Origin of the sequence: Pantoea sp. K16, assembly GCF_048452805.1 — a bacterium.
In the GTDB taxonomy this organism is placed as follows: Bacteria; Pseudomonadota; Gammaproteobacteria; order Enterobacterales; family Enterobacteriaceae; genus Pantoea; species Pantoea agglomerans.
Map to the genome: position 1 here is coordinate 139,580 of NZ_JBLWNV010000012.1, position 24,747 is coordinate 164,326.

Sequence of the window (24,747 nt, forward strand, 5' to 3'; positions counted from 1 at the left end):
CTCAGGCCTCTCCTAAATAGGCACGAATGACATCCGGGTTATTACGAATCTCTTCCGGCGTTCCGTTAGCCAGCGGCGTTCCCTGATTGACCACATAAATACGGTCAGAAATCCCCATCACCAGCTTCATATCATGTTCAATCAGCAGCACCGACACCTTGTGTTCGCCACGCAGCTCCGCAATCAGCGCGTCCAGCTCGTGCGTCTCTTTGGGATTAAGGCCCGCCGCCGGTTCATCCAGCATCAGAATTTCCGGGCGCGTCACCATACAGCGCGCAATCTCCAGTCGACGCTGCTGACCATAGGCCAGATTGCCTGCCTGACGGTTAGCCAGATCCAGCAGCCCCACCCGCTCCAGCCAGGTCGCCGCACGATCCAGCGCCTCGTTCTCACTGCGGCGAAACGCCGGGGTTTTCAGCAGACCGGAAAATACGCCGCTTTTCAGATGCTGATGCTGCGCCACCAGCAGGTTCTCAATGACCGTCATCTCACGGAACAGACGCACGTGCTGGAACGTCCGCACGATGCCCATCCGCGCAATCTTCTGGCCCGGCAACCCTTCCAGATGCTGCTCACGCAATGTGATCGTCCCGCCGGTTGGCTTGTAAAAGCCGGTCAGGCAGTTGAACACGGTGGTTTTACCGGCACCATTGGGGCCAATCAGCGAAACGATCTCCTGCGGACGCAGCTCCAGCGCCACATTGTTCACGGCTAACAGACCGCCGAAGCGCATCATCAGGCCTTCAACGGCTAATAAAGGCTGAATCATGCCTGCTCTCCTTGTTTACCGGTTCTGAGCTTCAGATGCGGACGCTTCATCGGCAACAGGCCCTGCGGACGCCAGATCATCATCAGCACCATCAGGCCACCCAGCACCAGCATGCTGTACTCATTGAGATCGCGCATCAGCTCGCGTGACACCACCAGCAGAATGGCGGCCAGAATCACCGCAAACTGCGAACCCATCCCGCCCAGCACCACAATCGCCAGCACAAAGGCGGATTCGACAAAGGTAAAGGATTCCGGGCTGACAAAGCCCTGACGTGCCGCGAACAGGCTGCCGGCAAAACCGGCAAACGCGGCACTGATGGTAAAGGCGGTCAGCTTGATGCGGGTCGGGCTGAGGCCCAGTGAACGACAGGCAATCTCATCCTCACGCAGGGCTTCCCAGGCTCGGCCCAGCGGCATCCGCAGCAGCCGGTTGATCACAAACAGCGTCAGCACCACCAGCAGCAGCGCCACCAGGTAGAGGAAGATAATGCGGTCGCTGGGATCGTACTTCAGACCAAAGAAGTTATGGAAGGTATCCCAGCCGCCTTCCCGCGGCGTACGGCCAAACTCCAGACCAAACAGCGTCGGTTTCGGGATCTGGCTGATGCCGTTCGGCCCGCCGGTCAGGGCGGTATTGTTCAGCAGCAGAATACGCACGATCTCACCGAAGCCCAGCGTCACTATCGCCAGATAGTCGCCGCGCAGTCGCAGCACCGGGAAGCCCAGCAACAGACCAAACAGCGCGGCAACTATGCCGGAGAGCGGCAGGCACTGCCAGAAGCCGAGACCGTAATAGTGGTTCAGCAGCGCAAAGGTGTAGGCACCGATGGCGTAAAAGCCGCCATAACCCAGCACCAGCAGGCCAGAGAGGCCGACCACCACGTTTAAGCCCAGACCGAGCATCACGTAGATCAGCGTCATGGTGGCGATATCGACGGTGCCGCGTGACACCAGGAATGGCCAGGCAACGGCGGCGATAATCAGCACCGCCATCACCAGTTTCTGCTTCGGCGTCGAGCCATCCAGACCCGGTAACACCAGCGCCGGACCGGAAATTTTCTTCAGGCCGCTTTGCCATACCGGACGCAGCAGCTGAAACAGAAACACCACCGCACAGCCTGTGGCGATCCAGTTCCAGCGCACGCTACCGGCGTTCTGCACCACCAGATTAGTGCCGTCCAGATTCAGGCGCAGCCCCATAAAGAAGGTGGCGAGTACCAGCAGCATCACCGAGGAGATCAGGGCATTGATAAAGGAAGTCTTCATACTTTTTCGACCTCCGGGCGGCCCAGAATCCCGGTCGGCATTACCAGCAGCACCACAATCAGCAGGGCAAACGAGACCACATCTTTATATTCCGTACTGAGATAGGCCGAGGTCAGCGCCTCGGCGATGCCCAGCACCAGGCCGCCAATCATCGCGCCCGGAATACTGCCAATCCCGCCCAGCACGGCGGCGGTGAACGCCTTCATGCCTGCCATAAAGCCGATGAAGGGGTTGATTGAACCGTAGAACTGTCCCAGCAATACGCCCGCCACCGCGGCCATCGCGGCACCGATAACAAAGGTCAGCGAGATCACGCGGTCCGTGTTTATCCCCAGCAGGCTGGCCATTTTCAGGTCTTCTGCGCAGGCGCGGCAGGCGCGGCCCATGCGTGAATAGCGGATAAAGGTGGTCAGCGCCAGCATCGCCAGGAACGTCACCACCCAGATCACTATCTGCATGGTGGAGATGGTAGCGGCAAAGCCGTTGCTCTCGCCTACCGTCCACTGTCCGGTAATCAGACTCGGCAGCGCCAGGTCACGTGAACCCTGCGTCAGGCTGACGTAGTTTTGCAGGAATATCGACATCCCGATGGCGGAGATCAGCGCAATCAGGCGCTTGGACGAGCGCACAGGCCGGTAGGCGACGCGCTCAATGCTCCAGCCGTAGGCGCTGGAGATAATTACCGCCATCACAAAGCCGGCCGCAATCATCAGCCAGGTGGTGTCGATGCCCATCATCATCAGGGCGGCAATCACGATAAAGGAGACATAGCTACCGATCATGTAGACCTCGCCGTGGGCGAAGTTGATCATGCCGATAATGCCGTAAACCATGGTGTAACCGATGGCGATCAGCGCGTAGGTGCTGCCCAGGGTCACACCGTTAAACATCTGCTGAATAAAATAGAGAAACTGCTCGGACATACCTTGACCCTTACTTAACCGATCATGGGCGATCGGGGTACAAAAAACGCCTGGCAGACCAGCACCAGGCGTTCGTGTCGCTGGTCAGGGGAAACCGGTTAACCGGTCTCCCGCTCACCACAAAACAGCCTGGTTTACTTCACAGCAGTCGAGGTGCCATCGGCATGCCATTTAAAGACGCCGAATTCAAAGCCCTTAAGGTCACCCTTCTCATCCCAGTTAAGGTTGCCCATCACGGTTGGCACCGCGGCACCTTCCTTGAGGTTTTTCACGATAGCGTCCGGCTCAGCGCTCTTGCTGCGCTCCATGCCGGTTGCCAGCGACTGCAGTGCGGCATAGGTGGTCCAGACGAACGGTCCGGTCGGATCCAGTTTCTTCGCTTTCAGCGCTTCCACGATCGGTTTGTTGGTTTCAACCTGGTCATAGCGTTTTGGCAGGGTCACCAGCATGCCTTCAGAAGCGGCACCGGCGATGTTCGACAGCGAGGCGTTACCCACGCCTTCCGGTCCCATAAACTGGGTTTTCAGGCCCGCAGCACGTGCCTGACGCACGATCTGGCCCATTTCCGGGTAGTAACCGCCGAAATAGACGAAATCGACGTTCTCTTTCTTGAAGCGCGCGACCAGCGTAGAGAAATCTTTATCGCCAGCGGTGATACCTTCAAACATCACGATATTAGCGCCCTGCTTTTTCAGGCTCTCCTGTACGGAGCGCGCCAGGCCTTCGCCATACTGCTGTTTGTCATGCACTACGGCGATGCGCTGCGGTTTAAGCTCGCTCATCACATATTTCGCGGCGGTCGGCCCCTGATCGGAGTCGAGACCGGTGGTGCGCATAATCAGTTTATAGCCGCGGGAAGTCAGGTCAGGGGCGGTCGCCGCCGGGGTAATCATCAGCACGCCTTCATCTTCATAGATGTCAGAAGCGGGCTGGGTGGATGAAGAGCAGAGATGGCCGATCACGTAGCGGATGCCGTCGTTAATCACCTTGTTCGCTACCGCAACCGCCTGTTTCGGGTCACAGGCGTCGTCATATTTCACCGCAACCAGTTTGTTGCCGTTAACACCGCCTTTAGCGTTGATATCTTCAATCGCCTGAGTCGCACCGGCGAACTGCATGTCGCCGTACTGCGCCACCGGGCCAGACATTGCGCCGACAATCGCCACTTTGATATCTTCAGCCAGCGCCGCATGGCTCATCGCCAGTGCTACACATCCCGCCAGTAATGCGCGACCTTTCATTTTCATCCTGACTACCCCATTTGTTTTGTCGTGTATGTTGTGAGTGTTTGTGCTGTCAGATAAAGTCGAAAACTGATTAAGCATGAATGAGTTAGCGTACTTTTCTGACATTTTTTATTAATAAGGCTTTATTTTTCAGGTTATTAAACAGGAAGTTTCTTCTGTAAATCAACTGACATATTCAGAATTGACTGAGTGAAACAGCATAATACACTGGAGGCAACGGCCGGTTTTTCACCGCTTTGCCAGCGCGTTATGCTGGATTGATCGCACGCTCTCCCTGTTTACAACTATCATCCTGGCATCCCGACCATCTTTTGACCTGTTTTATTGATGAAAATGTGGTAGCACTCTGGTTGTACATTTTCGCTGCACTTTCCCCTGTTACAGAGGTTTTTGTTATGAAGCTCACTATCCAGCGTTTAACCACGCTGACCGCGCAGGACCGCATCGATCTTGGCAAAGTCTGGCCGGATCTGGAGATTGAACAACTGGAGCAGCAGCTGGATGAGCGCCATCGTCTCTATGCTGCCCGTTTTAACGACCGGCTACTGGCGGGTTTGCAGCTGGAAATCGCCGGAATCCACGGCAAAGTTCACCGGCTGTCGGTGCGCGATGTCACGCGCCGACGCGGGGTGGGACAATATTTACTGGAAGAGACGATCAGGCAGAATGGGTCGATAGCGGACTGGTGGATTGCCGATGATGGCAGTGACGATCAGCAGGTGCGGGCAGCCTTTATGCAGGCGTGTGGCTTCAGGGCGCAGAGTGATGGCTGGATAATGGCGGTAGAATAGTCAGGCGCAGAAAAACAAAAAGGGCGACATAAAGTCGCCCCTTAAGATGTCGAAGTGCGTTACGCTTCGATCGCCATACGCAGTTTCTTCATGGCGTTCTTTTCCAGCTGCCGGACACGTTCGGCTGACACGCCGTACTGATCGGCCAGCTCCTGCAGCGTGGTTTTATTGTCTTCGTCCAGCCAGCGGGCGCGAATGATGTGCTGACTACGCTCATCCAGACCTTCCATCGCATAGCTCAGCTTGTCAGCCGCGTGCGCATCCCAGTTATCCTCTTCAATGCCGTCAGCAAAGTCAGAGGTTTTATCCTGAAGATAAAGCACGGGTGCCATAGATCGGCCTTCGCTGCTCTCGTCGTCGGCAGACATATCAAAGGTCATATCCTGCGCGGCCATACGCGATTCCATTTCACGCACATCTTTGCTGCTTACGCCCAGCTCACGCGCAACCATCTCGACTTCGTCCTGATTGAACCAGCCCAGACGCTGCTTGGTTTTACGCAGGTTAAAGAACAGCTTACGCTGTGCTTTGGTGGTCGCGACTTTCACGATACGCCAGTTACGCAGCACGTATTCGTGAATCTCCGCTTTAATCCAGTGCACGGCAAACGAAACCAGACGCACGCCCACTTCTGGGTTGAAGCGACGTACCGCTTTCATCAGGCCGATATTGCCTTCCTGGACCAGGTCAGCCTGTGGCAGACCGTAGCCGGAGTAATTACGAGCGATATGAACTACAAAGCGTAGGTGAGACAGGATCAGCGTCTTTGCCGCATCCAGATCGCCCTGGTAATGCAGCCGTTCAGCCAACGCTTTTTCCTCTTCTGCCGAGAGCATCGGCCAGGTATTCGCAGCCCGGACGTAAGACTCCAGGTTGCCAAGAGGAGCAATAGCTAAAGTTTGCATTTCTTTGGTCATTCAAACCCTCACAAATTCAGTGGAATTGCCGCACATTTCCCTGCGCAGACGATACATTACGTTAACGTCGCGCGAAATCCGAAAGCAATCTGTGCTACTTAGAGTGGTAAAGTTATCCACAAGTTCAATTATAGCGGTGAATATTTTACACACAGATGACAGGAAGGGAAGAGGGGAAATATCCTCTGCACCCACCATCGGTAGCAGAGGACCATTATAACAAAAAAATGTTGCAGGCGTTTACTGCGGCGTAAATCGACGTAAATGTTGTACCGTTGCCAGCCACGCAGCCACCCAGCCGATGATCGCCGCAATCAGTAACAGCAGCAGCGCCTCATCCCAGGAGAAGCCTTCCAGCGAGAAGGTGGTACCAAATACCGTCGCTACACTGGCAACAACGGACTGCAGACGCAGCACCAGCACTTCCGACAGCAGCAGCGACAGCACCGCCCCGCTGAAGCCCAGCAGCGCCCCGCCATAGAGGAATGGACGCAGGATAAAGCCGTCAGTGGCGCCAATCAGCTTCTGCACGTTAATGGTGTCGCGTCGGGCAAAGATGCTGAGCCGGACGCTGTTACCGATCACCAGGAACACCGCCACGATCATCAGCACGCCAATCATTGAGGCGATCTGCCCCACCAGCCCGGTCAGCGCCGCCAGCCGCGCAAACCAGCTATCATCCATCCGCACTTCATCCACGCCCTGCACTTTAGTTACCCGATCGCGCAGGCTTTGCATGGTGTCTGAGTTCTGGAAATTGAGCTTAGGCGTGATGATGGCCACCGCAGGCAGCGGATTCTGCTCCAGCATATCCATTGCGCCGCCAAAGCCTGACCAGTTGCGGAACTCGTTCAGCGCCTCTTCACGCGTCAGGTAGTTGACGTTATCCACGCCTTCGACCTGCTTGAGCTGCGCCACCACGTTTTCTGCCGCCGTGTCATCCAGCGTTTTGGAGAGATAAACGGTTAACTGCGGCGCCGGATACCACTGCGTTGCCGCCTGGCTCACGTTTTTCCATACCATGTAGCAGACGCTGGGCAGCGTCAGTGAAATGGCGATGACCATCACCGTCAGCAGGGTTGCCAGCGGCTGACGCCACATATCAGAAAGCGTGCCGCGCAGCGCATAGCGCCACTGCTCCTGCCAGCCGCCTTTCAGCGCTTTGCTCTTCGACTGCTGCTTCGCTTTCGGCGCAGCCGGACGTTTAATGCGTTTATTGACCATCGTGGCCTCCGTGCAGACGTCCCTGATTCAGCGTCATCATCCGGTAGTTGCGTCGGGCGATAAGACCGCTGTCATGCGTCGCCATCAGGACGGTGACGCCGACGCGGTTAAACTCTTCGAACAGGCGCAGAATATCTTCTGACAGCGCGTCGTCAAGGTTACCGGTCGGTTCATCGGCCAGCAGCACGGCAGGCTTATTCACCACCGCACGGGCGATGCCCACACGCTGCTGTTCACCGCCAGAAAGCTGAATCGGATAACTTTTCGCTTTGTCGAGCAGACCCACTTTATCCAGTGCCGCCGAAACGCGACGACGAATATCTTCGCCGCTGGCACCGGAGATAATCAGCGGGATCGCCACATTTTCATAAACCGAACGATCCATCAGCAGGTGGTGATCCTGGAAAATCATGCCGATCTGACGACGCAGGAAAGGCACCTCGCTGTTACGCAGGCGGGAAATGTCATGGCCGCTGAACCAGATTTTTCCGGCACTCGGGCGCTCAATGCCACAAATCAGCTTCAGCAAGGTACTTTTACCGGCACCGGAGTGGCCGGTCAGAAACGCCATTTCGCCGGGACGCAGACGGAAATCTACCCCCTGCAGCGCCTGACGTCCGCCGAGATATGCCTTACTGACCTCTTCAAAGCGAATCATCCTAATTAGTCCTCTCGGGCAAACAGTGCCTCAATAAAATCTTCCGCCTTAAACGGCCGTAAATCTTCAATGCCTTCACCGACGCCAATGTAGCGAATCGGAATACCGAACTGATCGGCCACCGAGAAGATCACGCCGCCTTTGGCGGTGCCATCCAGCTTGGTGAGCGCAATCCCGGTCACGCCAACGGCTTCATTAAACAGTCGGGCCTGGCTGACCGCATTCTGTCCGGTGCTGGCATCCAGCGTCAGCATCACTTCGTGTGGCGCTGAATCATCCAGTTTCTTCATCACGCGGGTGATTTTTTTCAGCTCTTCCATCAGATGCGATTTGTTCTGCAGACGACCCGCGGTATCGGCAATCAGCACGTCAACGCCACGCGATTTCGCGGCCTGAATAGCATCGAAGATCACCGAAGCGGAATCTGCACCGGTGTGCTGAGCAATCACCGGAATGTTATTGCGCTGGCCCCACACCTGCAGCTGCTCAACAGCCGCGGCGCGGAAGGTATCACCAGCCGCTAACATCACGGATTTGCCTTCAGCCTGATACTGGCGCGCCAGTTTACCGATGGTGGTGGTTTTACCTACACCATTGACGCCAACCATCAGGATCACAAACGGCGTTTTGCCTGAGACGTCCAGTGGCGCATCCACTTTCGCCAGAATCGAGGCCATCTCCGCTTTCAGCAGGCCAAAGAGCGCTTCCGCGTCACGCAGCTGCTTGCGGTTTGCCTGCTGGGTCAGATGCGTGATGATGCGGCGAGTGGTATCCACCCCCACATCCGCAATCAGCAGCTGCTCTTCCAGCTCGTCAAACAGCTCATCATCAATCTTTTTGCCACGGAACAGGCTGATAAAACCGGAACCGAGGTTCTGACGGGTTTTCACCAGGCTGCGCTTCAGGCGGGCAAAGAAGCCCTCTTTGCTGGGACGCTCCTGCTCCTGCACGATGAGTGGCGCGGCGGCCAGCGGGAGATCGCTGACGGTATCGGATAATGTCTCTGCCGGTTCCGCGTCGGTGACTTCGGCTTCGCCCAGTGCCAGTGCGGTCAGCTCTTCCTCGGTGAGCGGTGCTTCCGTTTCGCTGTCCGATATTTCAACGATCGCAGCCTCGTCCGGCGTCAGCGCTTCATCGCTTAACGGCGCTTCGGTTTCGCTGTGCAGGGTTTCAACGATCCCGGCGTCATCCAGCGCCAGCGCGGTCAGCTCTTCTTCGCTTAACGGCGCGTCCGCTTCGCTGTCCGGGGTTTCAACGATCGGGGCGTCGCCCAGTGCCAGCGCGGTCAGCTCTTCTTCGCTTAACGGCGCATCGGCGGGTTCCGCATCAACGGCTGGTTTTACCACGTCGTCGGCGTCAATAACCGGCGTCGCGTCATGTTCAGGTGCGGTGATTTCCAGTAGCGCTTCAGGATCGGCCTCAATCGGCGCAGCTTCATCCAGCACCATGGGTGCTGACTCGTGCGGCGCTGCCGCGGTGACTTCCGCCTCACGCTGCTGCCCGGCCACCGTTTCGGTGATAACGACAGTCTCTTCCGCTTGCGCTTCAGCCTGGCTTAATGCCGGGGCGTCCTGCTCTGCCTGCTGCTGTGCGGGTTCTGCGACCTCTTGTGTCTGCTCCTCCGCTACAGGTTGTTTCTCTTCCTCTTTGCCAAATCCCAGCCAGGAAAAAAAGCCACGTTTTTTCTCTTTTGCCATTGTGTGACGACACTCCTCGATGGCTTTGTCCCGGTCGCGCGTGGTTTCCAGGGGTAAATCAATGAAAGTTGGTCAGCGCCAGACCGGCGTAAACCGCAGAATAATGCATGACTTCAGCAACTCAGTAGTCTAACACTTTCCAGCCAGCTCACCACAGCACCCTTTTTTAACGTTTCTTCTCACCGATTCGCCCGTTAAACTACGCAACAAATTATGACGAGTTGTGAGCAAGATGAATAAAAACCCCCGCAGTACAGGCGGTGCCGGGCAGATTCGCATCATTGGCGGCCAGTGGCGCGGACGCAAACTGCCGGTGCCGGACAGCGCCGGACTGCGCCCGACCACCGATCGGGTACGTGAGACGCTGTTTAACTGGCTGGCCCCGGTGCTGCCAGAGGCGCGCTGCCTCGACTGCTTTGCCGGTAGCGGCGCATTAGGACTGGAAGCCCTGTCGCGTTACGCGGGATCGGCGACGCTGCTCGAGCTGGAACGGCCGGTGGCGCAGCAGCTGACAAAAAATCTGCAGACGTTGCGCGCCAGTAATGGCACCGTGATTCAGACCAATGCGTTAAACTGGCTGGCACAGCCAGGTGAACCCTTTGATGTGGTGTTTATCGATCCGCCGTTTCGTCAGGGATTGCTGGAACAGACGTTACAGCTGCTGGAGCAGAATCACTGGCTGGCCGATCAGGCGCTGATTTACGTCGAAAGTGAAGTGGAAAATGGCGCACCGCCGGTGCCGCCAGAGTGGGATCTTTATCGCGAGAAAATAGCCGGACAAGTGGCTTATCGTTTGTATCAACGTCAACAGGAGACGCAGGATGTTACTTAATTTGGGGCGTCTGTTGATGCTATGCGTGTGGGGATTTCTGCTGGCTAACCTGGTTCATCCCTACCCGAAACCGCTGACTTATTTTATCACCGTTGCGCTGATTTTCATGATCCTGATGCATGGCCTGCAGCTGGTGTTACTGCGCACCACGCAGACCAAAGATGCGCCGCCGATTGACCGCGTCACCCAGGCCAAAGTGTTTCTGTTCGGAGTGTTCGAACTGGTCGCCTGGCAGAAGAAAAACTTCCCACGCAAGAAATAATTCCGGGCGGGCGCAATGCCCGCCGGTTACTGCCGGGGTGTGAAGCTGATAAAGCGCGTGCCCTGCATCTTCAGTTCACCTCTGGCGCCCTTGTCCAGCTGATGATATTCCGCCTCTTTAAGCTGCACTTTGATGTCGCTGGCACCGTTCAGCGGGTGAAACAGCACCTCGTAGCGCATCTCTTCCCCGGCGATCACTTCCCGCTGCCGCGAACGGCGATTGGGTGCAGGAAATTCACGTTTGGTTTTGACCTCAGCCTGCAGAGAACGCTCGGGTGAAGCGTCATTCACCGCCACTTCCCGGCGTTGCTTAATGAACTGACGGGTCGCCAGCACGGCGATAATCGCCAGAACGATGATAAAGATTAGCGGCGGTTTGCTCATAGCGTTCTTGTGCCTGCAGGATGATTAATCAGGCGGCAAAGCATACAACCAGAGTTGCCTGATTGTCACATCTCAGAGGCTTAACCTAAACTGGAAGGGATATTTTGGGATCTTTCACCATTTTGAACAAAAAAGGGAGAAACAATGCTCTGGTCTTTCCTCGCTGTACTTTTCTCCGGCTGGCTCTATGTCGACGCCACCTATCGCGGCCCGCAATGGCAACGCTGGTTATTTAAGCCGGTCACGCTGCTGCTGCTTGTCGGGCTGGCCTGGCAGGCACCGGTGCTGCAGACTACGGACTACCTGATTCTGGCCGGTCTGGTCGCGACGCTGGTCGGTGATGCGTTAACGCTGCTGCCGCGTCAGCAGATGCTCTATGCCATCGGGGCTTTCTTCCTGTCGCACCTGCTTTATACCCTCTGCTTCGCCGCCAGCATGACCATGACCTTCTTCTGGCCGATTCCGCTGACGCTGCTCATCATCGGTGCCGCCCTGATTGGCATCATCTGGAGCCGACTGGAAGATCTGCGCTGGCCTGTCTGCACCTTTATCGGCATGACGCTGGTGATGACCTGGATAGCGACCGAGCAGTACTTCTTCCGCCCGACCGATTACAGCTTCTCGATTATGGTTGGTGCCGGTCTGCTGCTGCTGGCAAACGCCGTCTGGTTTATCTCACACTATCGTCGCCGCTTTACCGCCGACAGCGCGATTGTCGCCGCCTGCTACTTCGCCGGTCACTTTATGATCGTGCGCTCGTTGTGGGTCGTCTGAAAAAATAGCCTTGACTCTGGAGTTCACTCCAGAGTGTAGGATAAGGGATGGGCTGCGTTGCTCATCCCACTATCCTTACACTCTGGAGGTCATATGCATCAACATCACGCCTGTGGCTGCGGCAAACCCCGTGCCAGTCACGCCGCAGCAAAACCGCTGTGCCAGGTTCGCCAGGCCCGCCCCCTCTCCCTTTCTATTCACGCCGCGACGCCTGTCCCTGCCGAGACGGCAGGCTGTTGCTGTGACAGTCACTGCAGCCCTGGCAACGACGCCGACACCGCTGAGGAAAGCGACCGGCGAGGCGCCGACAGTTATCCCTTTAGCTGGCAGGTCAGCGGGATGGATTGCCCGTCGTGTGCCCGCACCATTGAAACCGCTGTCCGTCAGGTAAGTGGCGTGACCGACGCCCGTGTCTTGTTCAGCAGCGAGAAACTGGTAGTCAATGCTGACCAGGATGTACAAAACGCCGTTGAACAGGCGGTGAAAAAAGCCGGGTTCCAGCTCGCAACCCCATCAGCCACGTCGGCCACACCCCCCGCTACGCCGGGCTGGCAGCATAACCGAATGCTGATTTTGCTGGCGCTGCTGGTGCTTGCCAGTAGCATTCTCAGCCAGTTCGCGCCCGCCTGGGGCGATCGGCTGTTTGTGCTGACCACGCTGGTCGGCCTGGTCCCGGTGGCGCGCGGCGCGTGGCAGCGTCTGCGCAGCGGATCGCCTTTTACTATTGAGACATTAATGACGCTGGCGTCAGCTGGCGCGCTGATTATTGGCGCACACGCTGAAGCCGCGATGGTGCTGGTGCTGTTTCAGCTGGGCGAACAGCTGGAAAGCTATGCCGCTTCCAGGGCGCGCAGCGGCGTAACCAGCCTGATGGCGTTGCGGCCTGAATCGGCGATTCGCCTTGAACAGGGCAAACGTACTGAGGTACCACTCGCAGCGCTGCAACCCGGCGATGTGATTGAAGTCGCGGCGGGCAGTCGCTTGCCGGTCGATGGCAGCTTAATCAGTCCGCTTGCCAGTTTCGATGAGAGCGCGCTGACCGGTGAATCGCTGCCGGTAACGCGGGCCAGCGGCGAAAAAATCCTCGCCGGAGCCACCAGCGTTGATCGGCTGGTGATGCTGGAAGTGGTGTCGAAGCCGGGTGAAAGCGCGATCGACCGTATCCTGCAGCTGATTGAAGAAGCGGAAACGCATCGTGCGCCGGTCGAACGCTTTATCGACCAGTTCAGCCGTATTTACACGCCGCTGGTCATGCTGCTCTCGCTGCTGGTGATGGTGGTGCCGCCACTGCTCGGCGCAGGCGACTGGCAGCCGTGGATCTACAAAGGGCTGACACTGTTGTTGATTGGCTGCCCCTGTGCACTGGTGATCTCCACGCCTGCCGCCATTACCTCCGGGCTGGCCGCGGCGGCGCGACAGGGCGCACTGATTAAAGGCGGTGCGGCGCTGGAGCGGCTGAGTTCGGTGCGCAGAATGGCGTTTGATAAAACCGGTACCCTGACGCTGGGCAAGCCGCAGCTGACGCAGATCCTGCGCTTTGGCACGGCCAGCGAGTCAGAGATGCTGGCGCTGAGCGCCGCTGCGGAACAGGGTGCCACCCATCCGCTGGCCAGCGCTATCGTGGCGGCCGCGCAGGCGCGTGATCTGGTGATTCCTGACGCGCAGGATCAGCTGGTGCAGGCGGGACGCGGCGTCAGCGCGAAAGTCGCTGGCCAGCAGATTCAGCTGCTGACGCCCGGCCATGCACCCGATCTGACGCCGCAGCAAAATGCGCAGATAGCGCAACAGGAAGCTGAAGGTGAAACCCTGGTGGTGCTGATGCGCGATGGCGAAGCGCTGGGTGCGCTGGCTCTGCGCGATCAGCTGCGCGACGACGCCGTTGAGGCGTTAAAGGCGCTGAAAAAGCTGGGTATTGAGAGCCTGATGCTGACCGGCGACAATCCGCGCGCTGCGGCGACCATTGCCCGCCAGCTGGATATTGATTATCGCGCCAGTCTGCTGCCCGCCGATAAAGTCGCGGCGATCCGCGAACTGAGTCAGCAACAGCCGCTGGCGATGGTCGGGGATGGCATTAACGACGCGCCGGCAATGAAAGCGGCAACGCTGGGCATTGCGATGGGCAGCGGCACCGATGTGGCACTGGAAGCGGCCGATGCTGCCCTGACGCGTAATCAGCTCAGCAATCTGGCTCCGATGATTGCGCTGGCACGCCGGACACGGCGTATCATCCGCCAGAATATCGGTATTGCGCTGGGGCTGAAGGCGATTTTCCTGGTTACAACCCTGCTGGGTCTGACCGGACTCTGGCTGGCGGTGCTGGCGGATTCGGGTGCGACCGCGCTGGTCACCGCCAACGCGCTGCGGTTACTGCGTCGCCGCGCCTGAGCAGGCGACTTCTGATCTGAAGAGTGAGGTTAACGGCGGCCTGTACGGCTGTCGTTAACCCGCCATGCCTTTGCGGATCAGAAACTGATAGGGCAGCGTGTCGGTTTGCTGCGCCAGCAAGCCATGTTCCATAAAGCGGCAGAAGCCGGGAATATCGCGCGTGGTGGCCGGATCATCGGCGATGATCAGCAACGTCTCGCCATCCTGCAGGCTGCGTACGGTTTTGCGCACCATCATCACCGGCTCCGGGCAACGCAGGCCACGGGCATCCAGCTGATGGTCGGCAGAGGAAAAAGCATCGCTCATAATCAACTCGGTTCAGGTAAGGGGCGCTCATTCTAGCGCGTGCTGGCGGTGAAGCAAGGCGATAACGATTGCGCTAAAATTAACCATTGCATAAAAAGCACAACGCGGTAAGATGCCGCCGCTTTTTGCTCATAAAACTGCCAGGCGCTGCCCGAACGGCGTCCCGCAATGGGTTCCCTCACCCCAACATTAAAAAGGTTGAATATGCTCGCATTTTCTTCGCGTCAGCGCATGCATGCGCTTTTCTGGTTATCGCTGTTTCACCTGCTGGTGATCACTTCCAGTAACTATCTGGTTCAGTTGCCTATTTCAGTGTTTGGCTTCCACACCACCTGGGGTGCATTCAGCTTCCCGTTTATCTTCCTGGCGACCGATCTCACCGTGCGTATTTTTGGCGCACCGCTGGCCCGACGCATTATTCTGGCCGTGATGATCCCGGCGCTGTTTATCTCTTACAGTGTCTCGGCGCTGTTCTATCAGGGTGAATGGCAGGGCTGGCAGGCACTGGAAGTGATGAATCTGTTTGTTGCCCGTATCGCCTGCGCCAGCTTTATGGCTTACGCGCTGGGTCAGATCCTCGACGTTCACGTGTTCAACCGTCTGCGTCGCCTGCCACAGTGGTGGATTGCGCCGGGCTGCGCCATGTTTCTCGGGAATATCAGCGATACGCTGGCCTTCTTCTTTATCGCCTTCTATAAAAGCCCCGATGCGTTTATGGCGCAGCACTGGGTTGAGATTGCCCTGGTGGATTACAGCTTCAAAGTGCTGATCTGCATGGTCTTCTTCCTGCCCGCCTACGGCGTGCTGCTCAATGCGGCGCTGAAACGTCTGGCTGAACGCCAGACCGCCCGCCAGGTCAATTTCGGCTAAGCGCCCATACGGTTTCCACTACTATCCGCTAAGATCTTCTGACAATCATCAGGTTGCGTTTGCAACCTGATTCCTGTTGTATTAATGCCTGACTGGAAACTTAAAAAGGGATTCTGATGCGCAACCTGGTGAAATATGTAGGAATGGGTTTACTGGTACTCGGCTTAGCAGCTTGTGACCAGAAGAAAGATGAAGCGGCGAATGACAACGGCGTCAGCGCCAGTCAGTCGGCGCAAACCGTCACGCTGATGGATGGCAAACTGAGCTTCTCGCTGCCACCAGGCATGTCCGATAAAAGCGGTAAACTGGGTTCGCAGACCACTAACATGCACGTTTATGCGGATGAAACCGGTGCCCGCGCCATTATTGTGATTGCCGGCGACCCGACCAATGATGGTCTGGATGTGCTGTCGCAGCGTATGGAACAGCAGCAGCGTAACCGCGATCCGCAGTTGCAGGTGGTGTCGAACAAATCTGTGACGCTGAAAGATCAGCCCGCACAGCAGCTGGATACGGTGATTTCTGCCAACAACCAGACCTCATGGTCTTCAGTGGTTCTGGCGAAAGTAGATGGCAAACTGGTGACGCTGCAGATTACGCTGCCAGGTGATAATCAGCAGCAGGCGCAGAGCGATGCTGACAACATCGTGAAAAGCATTACGCTGAAGTAAAACAAAAGGCTGGCTTCCCTGCACGGGGAAGCCAGCCTTCGTTCAGAAGGGCTTTTTATAAACCTGCATTCTCGCGAATATATTTCCGCGCTTTCACCGCATATTCAAACGGATTGGCCAGTGCCGGATCCTGCTCCGCTTCAACCACCATCCAGCCTTTATAGCCGTAATCATCCAGGATTTTGAACACCGGTCTGAAGTCGATCACGCCATCGCCCGGTACGGTAAAGGTGCCCTTTTTCACTCCTTCCAGGAACGAAAGATGGTTCTCACGCACCTCGGCGACCACCTCATCACGCACATCCTTAAGATGAACGTGGAAGATGCGCGGCAGATATTTCTCCAGTACCGCCAGCATTTTCTGCTGGGAGCCTTCGGAGTAGTAGACGTGGCCGGTGTCATAGAGCAAACCGACCTGCTCGTCGGTCATCTCCATAAACCGGTCAATCTCTTCAGTGGTCTGAATGCCGGTGCCCATATGGTGATGCAGCGTCACGCGCATCCCCTTCTCCGCCGCGATGCGGGCCAGTTCGTTGTAGCCTTCCGCGGTTAACTGCCACTCTTCATCGCTGAAAATGGCTTTCTCTTCAAACACCGCAAGCCCGGTGCCCTGAATACTTTTACTCTGTTCAGAACAGCCAATCACCCGCGCGCCCATCGCATGCAGGAAGTTCATATGCTCGATGAACTGTTCGATAGTTTTCTGTTTGTCGCCGTTGGCGAAAAAGGTGCTGAACCAGGCGTTGCAGATCTCGATGCCGCGAATGTCGAGCATCGGTTTCAGGATCGCCGGATCGCGGGGATATTTGCTGCCCACTTCACTGCCGGTAAAGCCAGCCAGCGCCATCTCACTGACGGTCTGCTGGAAGGTATTCTCACTGCCGAGATCCGGCATGTCATCGTTGGTCCAGCCGATCGGGGCGATCGCCAGTTTTACATTCTCTTTGTTCATTATCTTATTCCCAGGCGGAGAGCGGCCATGCCGCATAGACAGCTAAATCAGTTATAGAAAGCAGGACGCGGCGGCATCTCTACCGGCTCAATCGCACCACTGTTCTGCGCTTTAATGCAGGCATCGGCGGCGACTGAGGCGGCAAAGCCATCCCAGGCAGAAGGACCGGTCAACTGGCCCGCTTTGATGTCGTTGATAAACGCCTGCAGCTCAACGTCATACGCTTCGATAAAGCGATCTTTCCAGTCCACCAGAATGGTGTTCGACAGGCGGGCCTCTTTGCGCAGCTGCACCGAAGAGGGCTCTGGCAAGCGCGCAATCCCCTCTTCACCCACCACTTCACACTGGATGTCATAGCCGTAAGCGCAGTTAACGAAGATCTCGACATCAATGCGAACCCCTTTCTGGGTTTCAAACAGCACGATCTGCGGATCTTTCAGCTGACTGTGTGACTTCGAGGTGACGCGCGGGAAGACTACCTGCACCGTTTTATAGTCATCGTTTGTCAGCCAGCGCAGCACATCCAGCTCGTGGATCAGGGTGTTGGTGATCGCCATCGGCGTGGTGTAGTTCTCCGGCACGGTCGGGTTGCGGTGCGCACAGTGCAGCATCAGCGGCTCACCGATATCGCCATCGGTGATCACTTTTTTCAGTGCACGGTAGCCCGCATCGTAAGGACGCATAAAGCCGACCTGCACCAGGCGTTTACCCGCCTGAATCTCTGCATCCACGACCCGGCGGCAGCCCTCGGCGCTCATCGCCAGCGGCTTTTCACAGAACACCGGTTTACCGGCGGCAATCGCCGCTAAGGTGAACTCTTCATGGGTCGGATCCCATGAGGTGACCAGCACCGCATCAACATTCGGGGACTGAATCACGTCGTGTCCATTTTCGAATACCTCCGCCTCAATATTCAGGCGTTGCAGTGCGGCACGCGCGCCTTCGACATTAATGTCAGAGACGGCAACCACCTGTGCACCCTGCAGCACATGGCTGCAGCGACGAATATGTTCCTGACCAATTGCACCTGTACCGATGACGCCAAGTTTCAAAGTCATAATTACACCTGTGTAGGGTTCGTACGGAGAAGAGCAAAACGGGCCGTGGCACGGCCCTGAAATTAATATTTTCGCGCCTGATCCAGATGGCTGTTGAGCTTGTCCGCCACCGCCTGAGAACGTTCGGTCTTCGAGGCCTGCGCCACGCCGACGTGCCACCAGCTGAAATATTTGTGGATCATGGTTTTTGGCAGCACTTTGATGTCGATAAGGGTGGAAACCGTCTGGGTGCGGGCATCTTCCAGCGCCGCCTTAAGCTGCTCCAGCGTGGTCACACGATAGGTTTTGCAGCCATAACCGGCGGCAATAGCGGCGAAATCGACCGGGATAAAGCCGCCGTCCAGCTTGCCGCCTTCCGCATTACGGAACCGGAACTCAGTGGTAAAGCTGTCCATGCCGTGTTCCATCTGCAGGTTATTGATGCAGCCGTTGGTCATGTTATCCAGCAGCACTACGTTGATCTTCGCCCCTTCCTGAATCGAGGTGACCAGCTCTGAGTGCAGCATCATAAAGGAGCCATCACCGACCAGCGCATAGACCTCGCGCTGCGGCTGCGCCAGCTTCACACCCAGCGCGGCATTCACTTCATAACCCATGCAGGAGTAGCCATATTCAACGTGATAGGCGTTGTAATCTTTGGTGCGCCAGACGCGCTGCAGGTCGCCCGGCAGACTGCCCGCCGCTGCCACTACCACTGCGTCTTTTGGCAGTTGCTCATTTAAGGTGCCGAGCACGCTGCTTTGCGTCAGCAGCGACTGGGTCAGGCGGTTAAACTCAGCGAACACCGCTTTACGGTCGAGATGATCCGCAATCTCCGGCACAAAGTCGCCATCGTGATATTCCACCTGGTAGACACGCTGCGTCTCTTTCAGCAGTTGGCTCTGTGCCTGCTCAATCTGGTTGCCCCAGTCGTTGCTGTAGTGCTGCGAGGCCAGACCGGCGGTGAGCGCGGTCAGCCCTTCGCGGGCATCGGCCAGCAGCTGCACGCCATCGAGCTTGTAGCTGTCAAAGTTGCTGACGTTGATGTTCAGGAAGCTGACATCGGGATGCTGGAAAATCCATTTCGACGCGGTAGTGAAGTCGGTGTAGCGGGTGCCGATGCCGATCACTAAATCGGCCTCTTTCGCCAGCAGGTTAGCCGCCAGACAGCCGGTTTCGCCCACGCCGCCGACATTCAGCGGATGGTCAGAGACCAGCGTGCCTTTGCCCGCCTGCGTCTCCGCAAAGGGAATCTGATAGCGCTCGGCAAACTGGCGCAGCGCCTCGCCCGCTTCGGAGTATTTCACTCCGCCGCCGCAGATAATCATCGGCTTGCGCTTACGGTTAATCAGCGTCAGGGCATCTGCCAGCTGCGCCGCCACCGGCAGGCGGCGATCCAGACGGTGCACCCGTTTCTGGAAGAAGTAGTCCGGGTAATCCCAGGCTTCGCCCTGCACATCCTGCGGCAGCGACAGCGTGACCGCGCCGGTTTCTGCCGGATCGGTCAGTACGCGCATGGCGTTGATACAGGCGGACATCAGCTGTTCCGGGCGGCTGACGCGATCCCAGTATTTGCTGACGGCGCGGAAGGCATCGTTGGTGCTGATGCTGAGATCGTAGCTCTGCTCAATCTGTTGCAGTACCGGATCGGGCTGGCGGGTGGCAAAGACGTCGCCTGGCAGCAGCAGCAGAGGAATCCGGTTGGCGGTAGCGGTCGCCGCGGCGGTGATCATATTGGCCGCACCAGGCCCCACAGACGAACTGCAGGCGATAATCTGGCGGCGCAGCGACTGGCGCGCAAAGCCGGTGGCTGCATGAGCCATGCCCTGCTCATTACGGCCCTGGTAGACCACCAGATCGCCGCTATCCTGTTCCAGCGCCTGGCCCAGCCCCAGCACGTTGCCATGTCCGAAAATGGCGAAGATGCCTTTTACGAACTTCGTCTCAACGCCATCAACATCAATGAATTGATTATCAAGAAATTTAACCAGCGCCTGTGCCGTGGTCAGTCTGATAGTGCCCATATTCTTCCTTACATGCTGGTGGACCCCGACTTCCGCGACAGCACGCCAGGCGTTGTCATCGGCGGAAAAGGCGACCTGAATAACTGAAACGTGAGGCGATTATAAACAAATATATTTTTCATAAAACACGATTACAGAAGAAACATTTCATTTTGCGAGTGAGATCAAATTTAATGACGGCAACAGGTCTGGCGGGCGATTACAGTGGGGAAATCTGGAACGTTTAACAGAGAGTGGTGCCTGATGAAAAAATTCATTTCAATGCAGCAGCTTGCCTGACTGGCGTGCGGATTCCTGCGATCCCCTTCACAACCCTGACATACCGCACATCACGATGGCAGAGTTCGCTCAGGCGGGCGGCAATCAGGAGTTTTACCTGGTTCACAAAATTGCGATGGATATTTCATTTCGTATTGAATATGGAATTTTTATTCCTCATACTCCCCTCATAGCCAGTCAGACACCTACAGACCCGGAAGCAGAGCGAAACTGGTGTCGGTCTTTACGCCCGCCAGCGCTGCTAATCACAGAAGGAAACCACAGGTATGAGTACACAACAGAAACCGCTTGATGTGATTTGTATCGGGCGCATCGCCGTTGATTTTTATGGCCAGCAAATAGGGGCGCGACTGGAAGATGTCACCTCCTTTGCTAAATATCTGGGCGGCTCGTCGGGCAATGTCGCCTATGGCACCGCGATTCAGGGGCTGAAATCGGCGATGCTGGCGCGGGTGGGAGATGAGCATAATGGTCGCTTTCTGCGTGAAGAGTTGCAGCGCGTAGGCTGTAACACCGATGCGCTAATCACCGATCCGCAGCGTCTGACCGGACTGGTGATCCTCGGCATCAAAGATGAAGAGACTTTTCCGCTGATTTTCTACCGCGATAACTGCGCCGATATGGGCCTGGTTCCGGACGATATCGACGAAGCCTTTATTACCTCTGCGCGCGCCGTGGCGGTTACTGGCACCCACTTATCCCATCCTCAGACCCGCGAAGCGGTGCTGAAAGCGCTGGATATCGCCCGCCGCAACGGCCTGCGCACGGCGCTGGATATCGATTATCGTCCGGTGTTGTGGGGACTGACCTCTCTGGGCGACGGTGAAACGCGTTTCATTGAGTCGTCACAGGTCACGCAGCAGTTACAGGAAGTGGTGCACTATTTCGATTTGATCGTCGGCACCGAAGAGGAGTTTCATATTGCCGGTGGCAGTACCGACACCCTGACGGCGCTGAAAAACGTGCGTCAGGCGAGTCAGGCGACGCTGGTCTGCAAACGTGGACCGCTGGGTTGCGTGGTGTTTGAAGGCGAGATCCCGGATAGCTGGGAACAGACTGAGCTGCACACGGGCGTACGCGTCGAGGTTCTCAACGTGCTGGGCGCGGGCGATGCCTTTATGTCTGGCCTGCTGCGCGGCTGGCTGAATGATGAGGGCTGGACTCAGGCGTGCCGTTACGCCAACGCCTGCGGAGCGCTGGTGGTATCACGCCACGGTTGCGCACCCGCCATGCCAACCAAAGCGGAGCTGGATGATTTCCTGAGTCGCGACAAAGAGGTGAAGCGTCCCGATCTCGACAGCCGTCTGAACCATCTGCACCGCGTGACTACCCGCAAGCAGCAGTGGCCGGAGCTGAATGTCTTCGCCTTTGACCACCGCAAACAGCTGGCGGATATGGCGCAGGAAGCGGGCGTGGACGAGAGCCGCATTCCGGAACTGAAACTGCTGCTGCTGGAAGCCGCTCAGCAGGCTGCCAGAGAGGCAGGATTAGAGAATAAAAGCGGGATTCTGGCGGATACGACCTACGGTCAGAAGGCGCTGAACGCCATTACCGGTAAGAACTGGTGGATTGGCCGCCCGATTGAGCTGCCGAGCTCGCGTCCGCTGCGCCTGGAGCATGGCAACATCGGCTCGCAGCTGATCGACTGGCCTGCCGAACACGTGGTGAAATGTCTGGTCTTCTATCATCCACATGACAGTGCTGAACTGCGTAAAGAGCAGGATGAGCTGGTGCTCGACGTCTGGAACGGCTGTAACAAAAGCGGTCATGAGCTGCTGCTGGAAGTGATTCTGCCTGACAACAACCCGGATAAGAATGAAACGTATTACTTTGATATGTTGAGCCATTTCTACAGTCTGGGCATCCAGCCTGACTGGTGGAAACTGCCACCGCTGTCGGCGGAAAGCTGGCAGGCGATCAGCGGTCTGATTGAGCAGCAGGATCCCCACTGTCGCGGCATTCTGTTACTCGGTCTGGATGCGCCCGAAGAGAAGCTTAAAGCGGGCTTCGCCGCGGCGGCCAAAGCACCCTGGGTGAAAGGTTTTGCGGTAGGCCGCACTATCTTTGGTCAGCCTTCCCGCCAGTGGTTACAGGGGGAGCTGGACGATCAGGCGTTGATTGACACGGTTAAAGGCAACTATCTGCGACTGATTGAGTACTGGCGCGCTGCCCGCGCCTGATTTGCAGCTCTGTCAAAAAGCCGCTTTTAGACCGTGCAGTCACAGGGAACACGGTCAGATCGGAAAGACGCGAAAGCTGCCATCCATGGCATGCTCGGCCCGCACCATCCTTGGTGCGGGACGCTTTCCTCTTCTGACCGTGTTCCCTGCTCGTTTAGCTAATGTGTTGCTGCCAGACCCGATTTTTCAGCAATCTGCAGCCATTCCAATCTGAATGGTGAAAGACTGCATACTTCCATCCCTGCTGGCATTTCATCCCGGCTTTCATCCTGACATTGCCCGCGAAAAGTCATGCATCGGGCGCTAAAGCTAATCTGTGAACCATTTCATAAAGCCATGAAATAAACCGCGTCGTTGACGCAAAGAAATGAAATTTTCCATCCATCTGATACTATAGCGCTCATTATGCAGCCATTATTCTAATTATACGGGCAGAAGTGATGAACAATAATCCCACCCAACTTTCTCTCTTGCAGGACGATATTCGTCGCCGCTACGAAACGCTGAGCAAGCGTCTTAAACAGGTTGCGCGCTACATCCTTGATAACAGTAACAGTATTGCTTTCGATACCGTCGCCTCGATTGCTCAACAGGCCGATGTGCCACCGTCGACGCTGATCCGCTTTGCGAATGCTTTTGGCTTCAGCGGCTTCAACGAAATGAAACAGGTTTTTCGTCAGCATCTGATGGAGGAGACGGTCAACTATACCGAGCGCGCTCGCCTGTTTCGCCAGACCTCCACGGACGACAGCGCCAGTGCGCCTGAAAGTCCGGCGGAAATCCTCAACGTCTTTACCATGGTTAACAGCCAGGCGCTGCAGCAGCTGGCGATGCAGGTTAATCCTGAGCAGCTGAACAAAGCGGTGAAACTGCTGAATGAGGCTGAGAATATCTATGTTATCGGCCTGCGCCGCTCTTTCAGCGTCGCCTCCTACCTGGTCTACGCGCTGCGTCATCTTGAGCGCCGCGCTTTCCTGATTGATGGCCTGGGCGGGATGTTTACCGAGCAGCTCAGCCTGGTAAACCCGAAAGATGTAGTGATTGCGATTAGCTACTCGCCTTATGCACGTGAAGCGGTCGAGGTGGTTGAAATGGGTGCCAAACGCGGTGCGCATCAGATTGCCATTACCGACAGTCAGGTCAGTCCGCTGGCCGCCTTCAGCGATGTCTGCTTTGTGGTACGTGAAGCGCAGGTCGATGGCTTCCGTTCGCAGGTCGCTTCACTCTGCCTGGCACAGACACTGGCGGTTTCGCTGGCACTGAACAACGCAAAGACCAGCTGAGTTCCACACACAAAAAAGGGCAGCGCGACAGGCTGCCCTTTTTACTGATATGAACGCGGCTTATAAACCGTGATTGCTGTTTATTTTTCAGCGAAGACTTACGCTTTCCGCGGATAGCTGTCGCTGTTCACCCAGGCGTGATCTTTCTCCCAGGTAAATTTCCACAGCCGCACCGGCCCCGCCATCACGTTCAGATAGTAGTTATTGTATCCCGCCAGCGTCGCTACCGGATGATAGCCGCGCGGTACCATCACCACGTCGCGATTATAGGGTGCCATACAGACATCAAGGGAACGGTCGTCGGTGTAGACGCGCTGCATGGCAAAGCCAGGTTCCGGATCGAAACGGTGATAGTAGGTCTCTTCCAGGTAGGTTTCGTTTTCACTCTCCTCCTGGTCGTGCTTGTGGCTGGGATAAGAGCTGGTATCGCCCTCGTTGGTATAGACTTCCACCACCAGCAGGCTATCAGCCGGTTCATTGTCAGGCAGGATATTGTGAACCAGGCGCTGGTTGCGCCCTTTTCCGCGATGCTCAACGCCGACATCGGCTGGCGCAATCAGGCGCGCAGGCAGATTCCCCTGACCGGGCGCATTACAGACCGCCAGCTCAAGATCGCTGTCAGCGTAAACCTCTACTTCATCATCATGCGGCACATAAACGGAATAAGGCGGTACGCGCTCAAAAGGCGACATGCGCTGACCGATACCGGGAAAATCAGCATGGCGGGTTTTTACCGAGGCCAGCCCGGCCACCAGCACCAGACACAGCTCTTTGTCACCACTACTGAGGCGCAGGGTTTCCCCTTTCTTCAGCAAATAGGCATCAAATCCCACATAACGCCAGCCGGCGCGCTCAGGCGTCACATGCTGAATACGACCCTGCGCGTCAGGGGCTTGTGCTTTCGACAGTAAAGACATCCTGATACTCCTCTCTGTCATGATTGACGCTGCGGTGGGCTCGCGGGCGCGGTGCCAGCGAACAAAGCGACCGGCAGATTATCCTGCCGGTCGCGCAC

The 24,747-nt window shown here is 56.8% G+C and carries 23 protein-coding genes; 9 read left to right on the forward strand and 14 right to left on the reverse strand.

Features of this window, described 5'->3' with window-relative positions; translation table 11 throughout:
• Position 1 precedes the first annotated feature (1 nt).
• The 4 genes from livG to ACK13D_RS16760 all read right to left on the reverse strand — a co-directional run bounded on the left by livG (position 2) and on the right by ACK13D_RS16760 (position 4,207).
• The gene (livG, locus tag ACK13D_RS16745) at positions 2–769 is read right to left on the reverse strand and encodes a high-affinity branched-chain amino acid ABC transporter ATP-binding protein LivG (RefSeq protein ID WP_022624012.1); all 768 of its coding nucleotides are present in this window, start codon (positions 767–769) and stop codon (positions 2–4) included.
• Entirely contained in the window at positions 766–2,037 is a 1,272-nt protein-coding gene (locus tag ACK13D_RS16750) for a high-affinity branched-chain amino acid ABC transporter permease LivM (protein WP_010253305.1), read from the reverse strand. Before ACK13D_RS16750 ends, livG begins: the two co-directional genes overlap by 4 nt.
• Positions 2,034–2,960, reverse strand: coding sequence for a high-affinity branched-chain amino acid ABC transporter permease LivH (gene livH, locus ACK13D_RS16755; protein ID WP_009087789.1), 927 nt, complete (start codon positions 2,958–2,960; stop codon positions 2,034–2,036). The genes ACK13D_RS16750 and livH overlap by 4 nt, the downstream gene beginning before the upstream one ends.
• Before the next feature lie 134 nt (positions 2,961–3,094).
• A complete protein-coding gene (locus ACK13D_RS16760) occupies positions 3,095–4,207 on the reverse strand; it encodes a branched-chain amino acid ABC transporter substrate-binding protein (protein ID WP_010253311.1) in 1,113 nt (370 codons plus the stop codon).
• Positions 4,208–4,602: 395 nt separating this feature from the next.
• Here ACK13D_RS16760 and panM point away from each other — a divergent pair, with 395 nt between their 5' ends.
• Positions 4,603–4,998: an aspartate 1-decarboxylase autocleavage activator PanM gene (gene panM / locus ACK13D_RS16765; protein ID WP_010253313.1), complete on the forward strand. Its 396-nt coding sequence runs from the start codon at positions 4,603–4,605 to the stop codon at positions 4,996–4,998.
• Between the two features lie 59 nt (positions 4,999–5,057).
• Here the strand turns inward: panM and rpoH are convergent, their stop codons facing one another.
• The 4 genes from rpoH to ftsY all read right to left on the reverse strand — a co-directional run bounded on the left by rpoH (position 5,058) and on the right by ftsY (position 9,494).
• Positions 5,058–5,915, reverse strand: coding sequence for an RNA polymerase sigma factor RpoH (gene rpoH / locus ACK13D_RS16770; protein WP_010253314.1), 858 nt, complete (start codon positions 5,913–5,915; stop codon positions 5,058–5,060).
• A 240-nt stretch (positions 5,916–6,155) separates the two neighbouring features.
• A complete protein-coding gene (ftsX, locus tag ACK13D_RS16775) occupies positions 6,156–7,139 on the reverse strand; it encodes a permease-like cell division protein FtsX (protein ID WP_010253316.1) in 984 nt (327 codons plus the stop codon).
• Positions 7,129–7,797 carry a cell division ATP-binding protein FtsE gene (gene ftsE / locus ACK13D_RS16780; protein ID WP_010253318.1) on the reverse strand — a complete coding sequence of 223 codons (669 nt, stop codon included), beginning with the start codon at positions 7,795–7,797 and terminating at the stop codon, positions 7,129–7,131. Before ftsE ends, ftsX begins: the two co-directional genes overlap by 11 nt.
• Positions 7,798–7,802: 5 nt before the next feature.
• Positions 7,803–9,494 (reverse strand): signal recognition particle-docking protein FtsY, encoded by a 1,692-nt coding sequence (gene ftsY / locus ACK13D_RS16785; protein ID WP_187494997.1) that lies wholly within the window; start codon positions 9,492–9,494, stop codon positions 7,803–7,805.
• Positions 9,495–9,726: 232 nt separating this feature from the next.
• Here ftsY and rsmD point away from each other — a divergent pair, with 232 nt between their 5' ends.
• Positions 9,727–10,326 (forward strand): 16S rRNA (guanine(966)-N(2))-methyltransferase, encoded by a 600-nt coding sequence (rsmD, locus tag ACK13D_RS16790; protein WP_010671526.1) that lies wholly within the window; start codon positions 9,727–9,729, stop codon positions 10,324–10,326.
• Positions 10,316–10,588: a DUF1145 family protein gene (locus ACK13D_RS16795; protein WP_192073256.1), complete on the forward strand. Its 273-nt coding sequence runs from the start codon at positions 10,316–10,318 to the stop codon at positions 10,586–10,588. The genes rsmD and ACK13D_RS16795 overlap by 11 nt, the downstream gene beginning before the upstream one ends.
• A 26-nt stretch (positions 10,589–10,614) precedes the next feature.
• Here the strand turns inward: ACK13D_RS16795 and ACK13D_RS16800 are convergent, their stop codons facing one another.
• Complete coding sequence (locus ACK13D_RS16800) at positions 10,615–10,971, reverse strand: DUF2500 domain-containing protein (RefSeq protein WP_022624010.1); 357 nt, start codon at positions 10,969–10,971, stop codon at positions 10,615–10,617.
• A gap of 144 nt (positions 10,972–11,115) precedes the next feature.
• On the opposite strand from ACK13D_RS16800, the gene ACK13D_RS16805 reads away from it, so the two are divergent.
• Together ACK13D_RS16805 and ACK13D_RS16810 are read left to right on the forward strand one after the other, a co-directional pair.
• Positions 11,116–11,745, forward strand: coding sequence for a lysoplasmalogenase (locus tag ACK13D_RS16805; RefSeq protein WP_010253326.1), 630 nt, complete (start codon positions 11,116–11,118; stop codon positions 11,743–11,745).
• Positions 11,746–11,838: 93 nt separating this feature from the next.
• Positions 11,839–14,130, forward strand: coding sequence for a zinc/cadmium/mercury/lead-transporting ATPase (locus tag ACK13D_RS16810; protein ID WP_187512153.1), 2,292 nt, complete (start codon positions 11,839–11,841; stop codon positions 14,128–14,130).
• 54 nt (positions 14,131–14,184) lie between these two features.
• Here the strand turns inward: ACK13D_RS16810 and tusA are convergent, their stop codons facing one another.
• Complete coding sequence (gene tusA, locus ACK13D_RS16815) at positions 14,185–14,436, reverse strand: sulfurtransferase TusA (RefSeq protein WP_010253330.1); 252 nt, start codon at positions 14,434–14,436, stop codon at positions 14,185–14,187.
• A 204-nt stretch (positions 14,437–14,640) separates the two neighbouring features.
• Between tusA and ACK13D_RS16820 the strand changes: the two genes are divergently transcribed.
• Positions 14,641–15,306 carry a 7-cyano-7-deazaguanine/7-aminomethyl-7-deazaguanine transporter gene (locus ACK13D_RS16820; protein WP_010253331.1) on the forward strand — a complete coding sequence of 222 codons (666 nt, stop codon included), beginning with the start codon at positions 14,641–14,643 and terminating at the stop codon, positions 15,304–15,306.
• Between the two features lie 116 nt (positions 15,307–15,422).
• Complete coding sequence (locus tag ACK13D_RS16825; protein ID WP_010253333.1) at positions 15,423–15,977, forward strand: DcrB family lipoprotein; 555 nt, start codon at positions 15,423–15,425, stop codon at positions 15,975–15,977.
• A 55-nt stretch (positions 15,978–16,032) separates the two neighbouring features.
• Here the strand turns inward: ACK13D_RS16825 and iolE are convergent, their stop codons facing one another.
• The 3 genes from iolE to iolD all read right to left on the reverse strand — a co-directional run bounded on the left by iolE (position 16,033) and on the right by iolD (position 19,990).
• Complete coding sequence (gene iolE / locus ACK13D_RS16830) at positions 16,033–16,929, reverse strand: myo-inosose-2 dehydratase (protein WP_010253335.1); 897 nt, start codon at positions 16,927–16,929, stop codon at positions 16,033–16,035.
• Between the two features lie 47 nt (positions 16,930–16,976).
• Positions 16,977–17,987 (reverse strand): Gfo/Idh/MocA family protein, encoded by a 1,011-nt coding sequence (locus ACK13D_RS16835; RefSeq protein ID WP_033780961.1) that lies wholly within the window; start codon positions 17,985–17,987, stop codon positions 16,977–16,979.
• A gap of 62 nt (positions 17,988–18,049) precedes the next feature.
• Positions 18,050–19,990 (reverse strand): 3D-(3,5/4)-trihydroxycyclohexane-1,2-dione acylhydrolase (decyclizing), encoded by a 1,941-nt coding sequence (gene iolD, locus ACK13D_RS16840; RefSeq protein ID WP_033768026.1) that lies wholly within the window; start codon positions 19,988–19,990, stop codon positions 18,050–18,052.
• A gap of 545 nt (positions 19,991–20,535) precedes the next feature.
• Between iolD and ACK13D_RS16845 the strand changes: the two genes are divergently transcribed.
• Both ACK13D_RS16845 and ACK13D_RS16850 read left to right on the forward strand, forming a co-directional pair.
• On the forward strand, positions 20,536–22,449 hold the full coding sequence (locus ACK13D_RS16845; protein WP_033768024.1) for a bifunctional 5-dehydro-2-deoxygluconokinase/5-dehydro-2-deoxyphosphogluconate aldolase: 1,914 nt from the start codon (positions 20,536–20,538) through the stop codon (positions 22,447–22,449).
• A 440-nt stretch (positions 22,450–22,889) separates the two neighbouring features.
• Entirely contained in the window at positions 22,890–23,732 is an 843-nt protein-coding gene (locus ACK13D_RS16850; RefSeq protein WP_010253340.1) for a MurR/RpiR family transcriptional regulator, read from the forward strand.
• A gap of 98 nt (positions 23,733–23,830) precedes the next feature.
• On the opposite strand, the gene iolB is transcribed toward ACK13D_RS16850, so the two are convergent.
• Complete coding sequence (gene iolB, locus ACK13D_RS16855) at positions 23,831–24,649, reverse strand: 5-deoxy-glucuronate isomerase (RefSeq protein WP_010671521.1); 819 nt, start codon at positions 24,647–24,649, stop codon at positions 23,831–23,833.
• Between the last annotated feature and the right edge of the window lie 98 nt (positions 24,650–24,747).

Excerpts from the sequence above, each read along its gene's own strand:
- iolB (WP_010671521.1), bottom strand. The coding sequence starts at position 24,649 with ATGTCTTTACTGTCGAAAGCACAAGCCCCTGACGCGCAGGGTCGTATT.
- ftsE (WP_010253318.1), bottom strand. The coding sequence starts at position 7,797 with ATGATTCGCTTTGAAGAGGTCAGTAAGGCATATCTCGGCGGACGTCAG.
- ftsY (WP_187494997.1), bottom strand. The coding sequence starts at position 9,494 with ATGGCAAAAGAGAAAAAACGTGGCTTTTTTTCCTGGCTGGGATTTGGC.
- iolE (WP_010253335.1), bottom strand. The coding sequence starts at position 16,929 with ATGAACAAAGAGAATGTAAAACTGGCGATCGCCCCGATCGGCTGGACC.
- ACK13D_RS16825 (WP_010253333.1), top strand. The coding sequence starts at position 15,423 with ATGCGCAACCTGGTGAAATATGTAGGAATGGGTTTACTGGTACTCGGC.
- ACK13D_RS16760 (WP_010253311.1), bottom strand. The coding sequence starts at position 4,207 with ATGAAAATGAAAGGTCGCGCATTACTGGCGGGATGTGTAGCACTGGCG.
- ACK13D_RS16800 (WP_022624010.1), bottom strand. The coding sequence starts at position 10,971 with ATGAGCAAACCGCCGCTAATCTTTATCATCGTTCTGGCGATTATCGCC.
- livG (WP_022624012.1), bottom strand. The coding sequence starts at position 769 with ATGATTCAGCCTTTATTAGCCGTTGAAGGCCTGATGATGCGCTTCGGC.
- ACK13D_RS16835 (WP_033780961.1), bottom strand. The coding sequence starts at position 17,987 with ATGACTTTGAAACTTGGCGTCATCGGTACAGGTGCAATTGGTCAGGAA.
- ACK13D_RS16805 (WP_010253326.1), top strand. The coding sequence starts at position 11,116 with ATGCTCTGGTCTTTCCTCGCTGTACTTTTCTCCGGCTGGCTCTATGTC.
- rsmD (WP_010671526.1), top strand. The coding sequence starts at position 9,727 with ATGAATAAAAACCCCCGCAGTACAGGCGGTGCCGGGCAGATTCGCATC.
- ACK13D_RS16820 (WP_010253331.1), top strand. The coding sequence starts at position 14,641 with ATGCTCGCATTTTCTTCGCGTCAGCGCATGCATGCGCTTTTCTGGTTA.
- ACK13D_RS16795 (WP_192073256.1), top strand. The coding sequence starts at position 10,316 with ATGTTACTTAATTTGGGGCGTCTGTTGATGCTATGCGTGTGGGGATTT.
- rpoH (WP_010253314.1), bottom strand. The coding sequence starts at position 5,915 with ATGACCAAAGAAATGCAAACTTTAGCTATTGCTCCTCTTGGCAACCTG.
- ACK13D_RS16845 (WP_033768024.1), top strand. The coding sequence starts at position 20,536 with ATGAGTACACAACAGAAACCGCTTGATGTGATTTGTATCGGGCGCATC.
- ACK13D_RS16750 (WP_010253305.1), bottom strand. The coding sequence starts at position 2,037 with ATGAAGACTTCCTTTATCAATGCCCTGATCTCCTCGGTGATGCTGCTG.
- iolD (WP_033768026.1), bottom strand. The coding sequence starts at position 19,990 with ATGGGCACTATCAGACTGACCACGGCACAGGCGCTGGTTAAATTTCTT.
- ACK13D_RS16810 (WP_187512153.1), top strand. The coding sequence starts at position 11,839 with ATGCATCAACATCACGCCTGTGGCTGCGGCAAACCCCGTGCCAGTCAC.
- tusA (WP_010253330.1), bottom strand. The coding sequence starts at position 14,436 with ATGAGCGATGCTTTTTCCTCTGCCGACCATCAGCTGGATGCCCGTGGC.
- panM (WP_010253313.1), top strand. The coding sequence starts at position 4,603 with ATGAAGCTCACTATCCAGCGTTTAACCACGCTGACCGCGCAGGACCGC.
- ACK13D_RS16850 (WP_010253340.1), top strand. The coding sequence starts at position 22,890 with ATGAACAATAATCCCACCCAACTTTCTCTCTTGCAGGACGATATTCGT.
- ftsX (WP_010253316.1), bottom strand. The coding sequence starts at position 7,139 with ATGGTCAATAAACGCATTAAACGTCCGGCTGCGCCGAAAGCGAAGCAG.
- livH (WP_009087789.1), bottom strand. The coding sequence starts at position 2,960 with ATGTCCGAGCAGTTTCTCTATTTTATTCAGCAGATGTTTAACGGTGTG.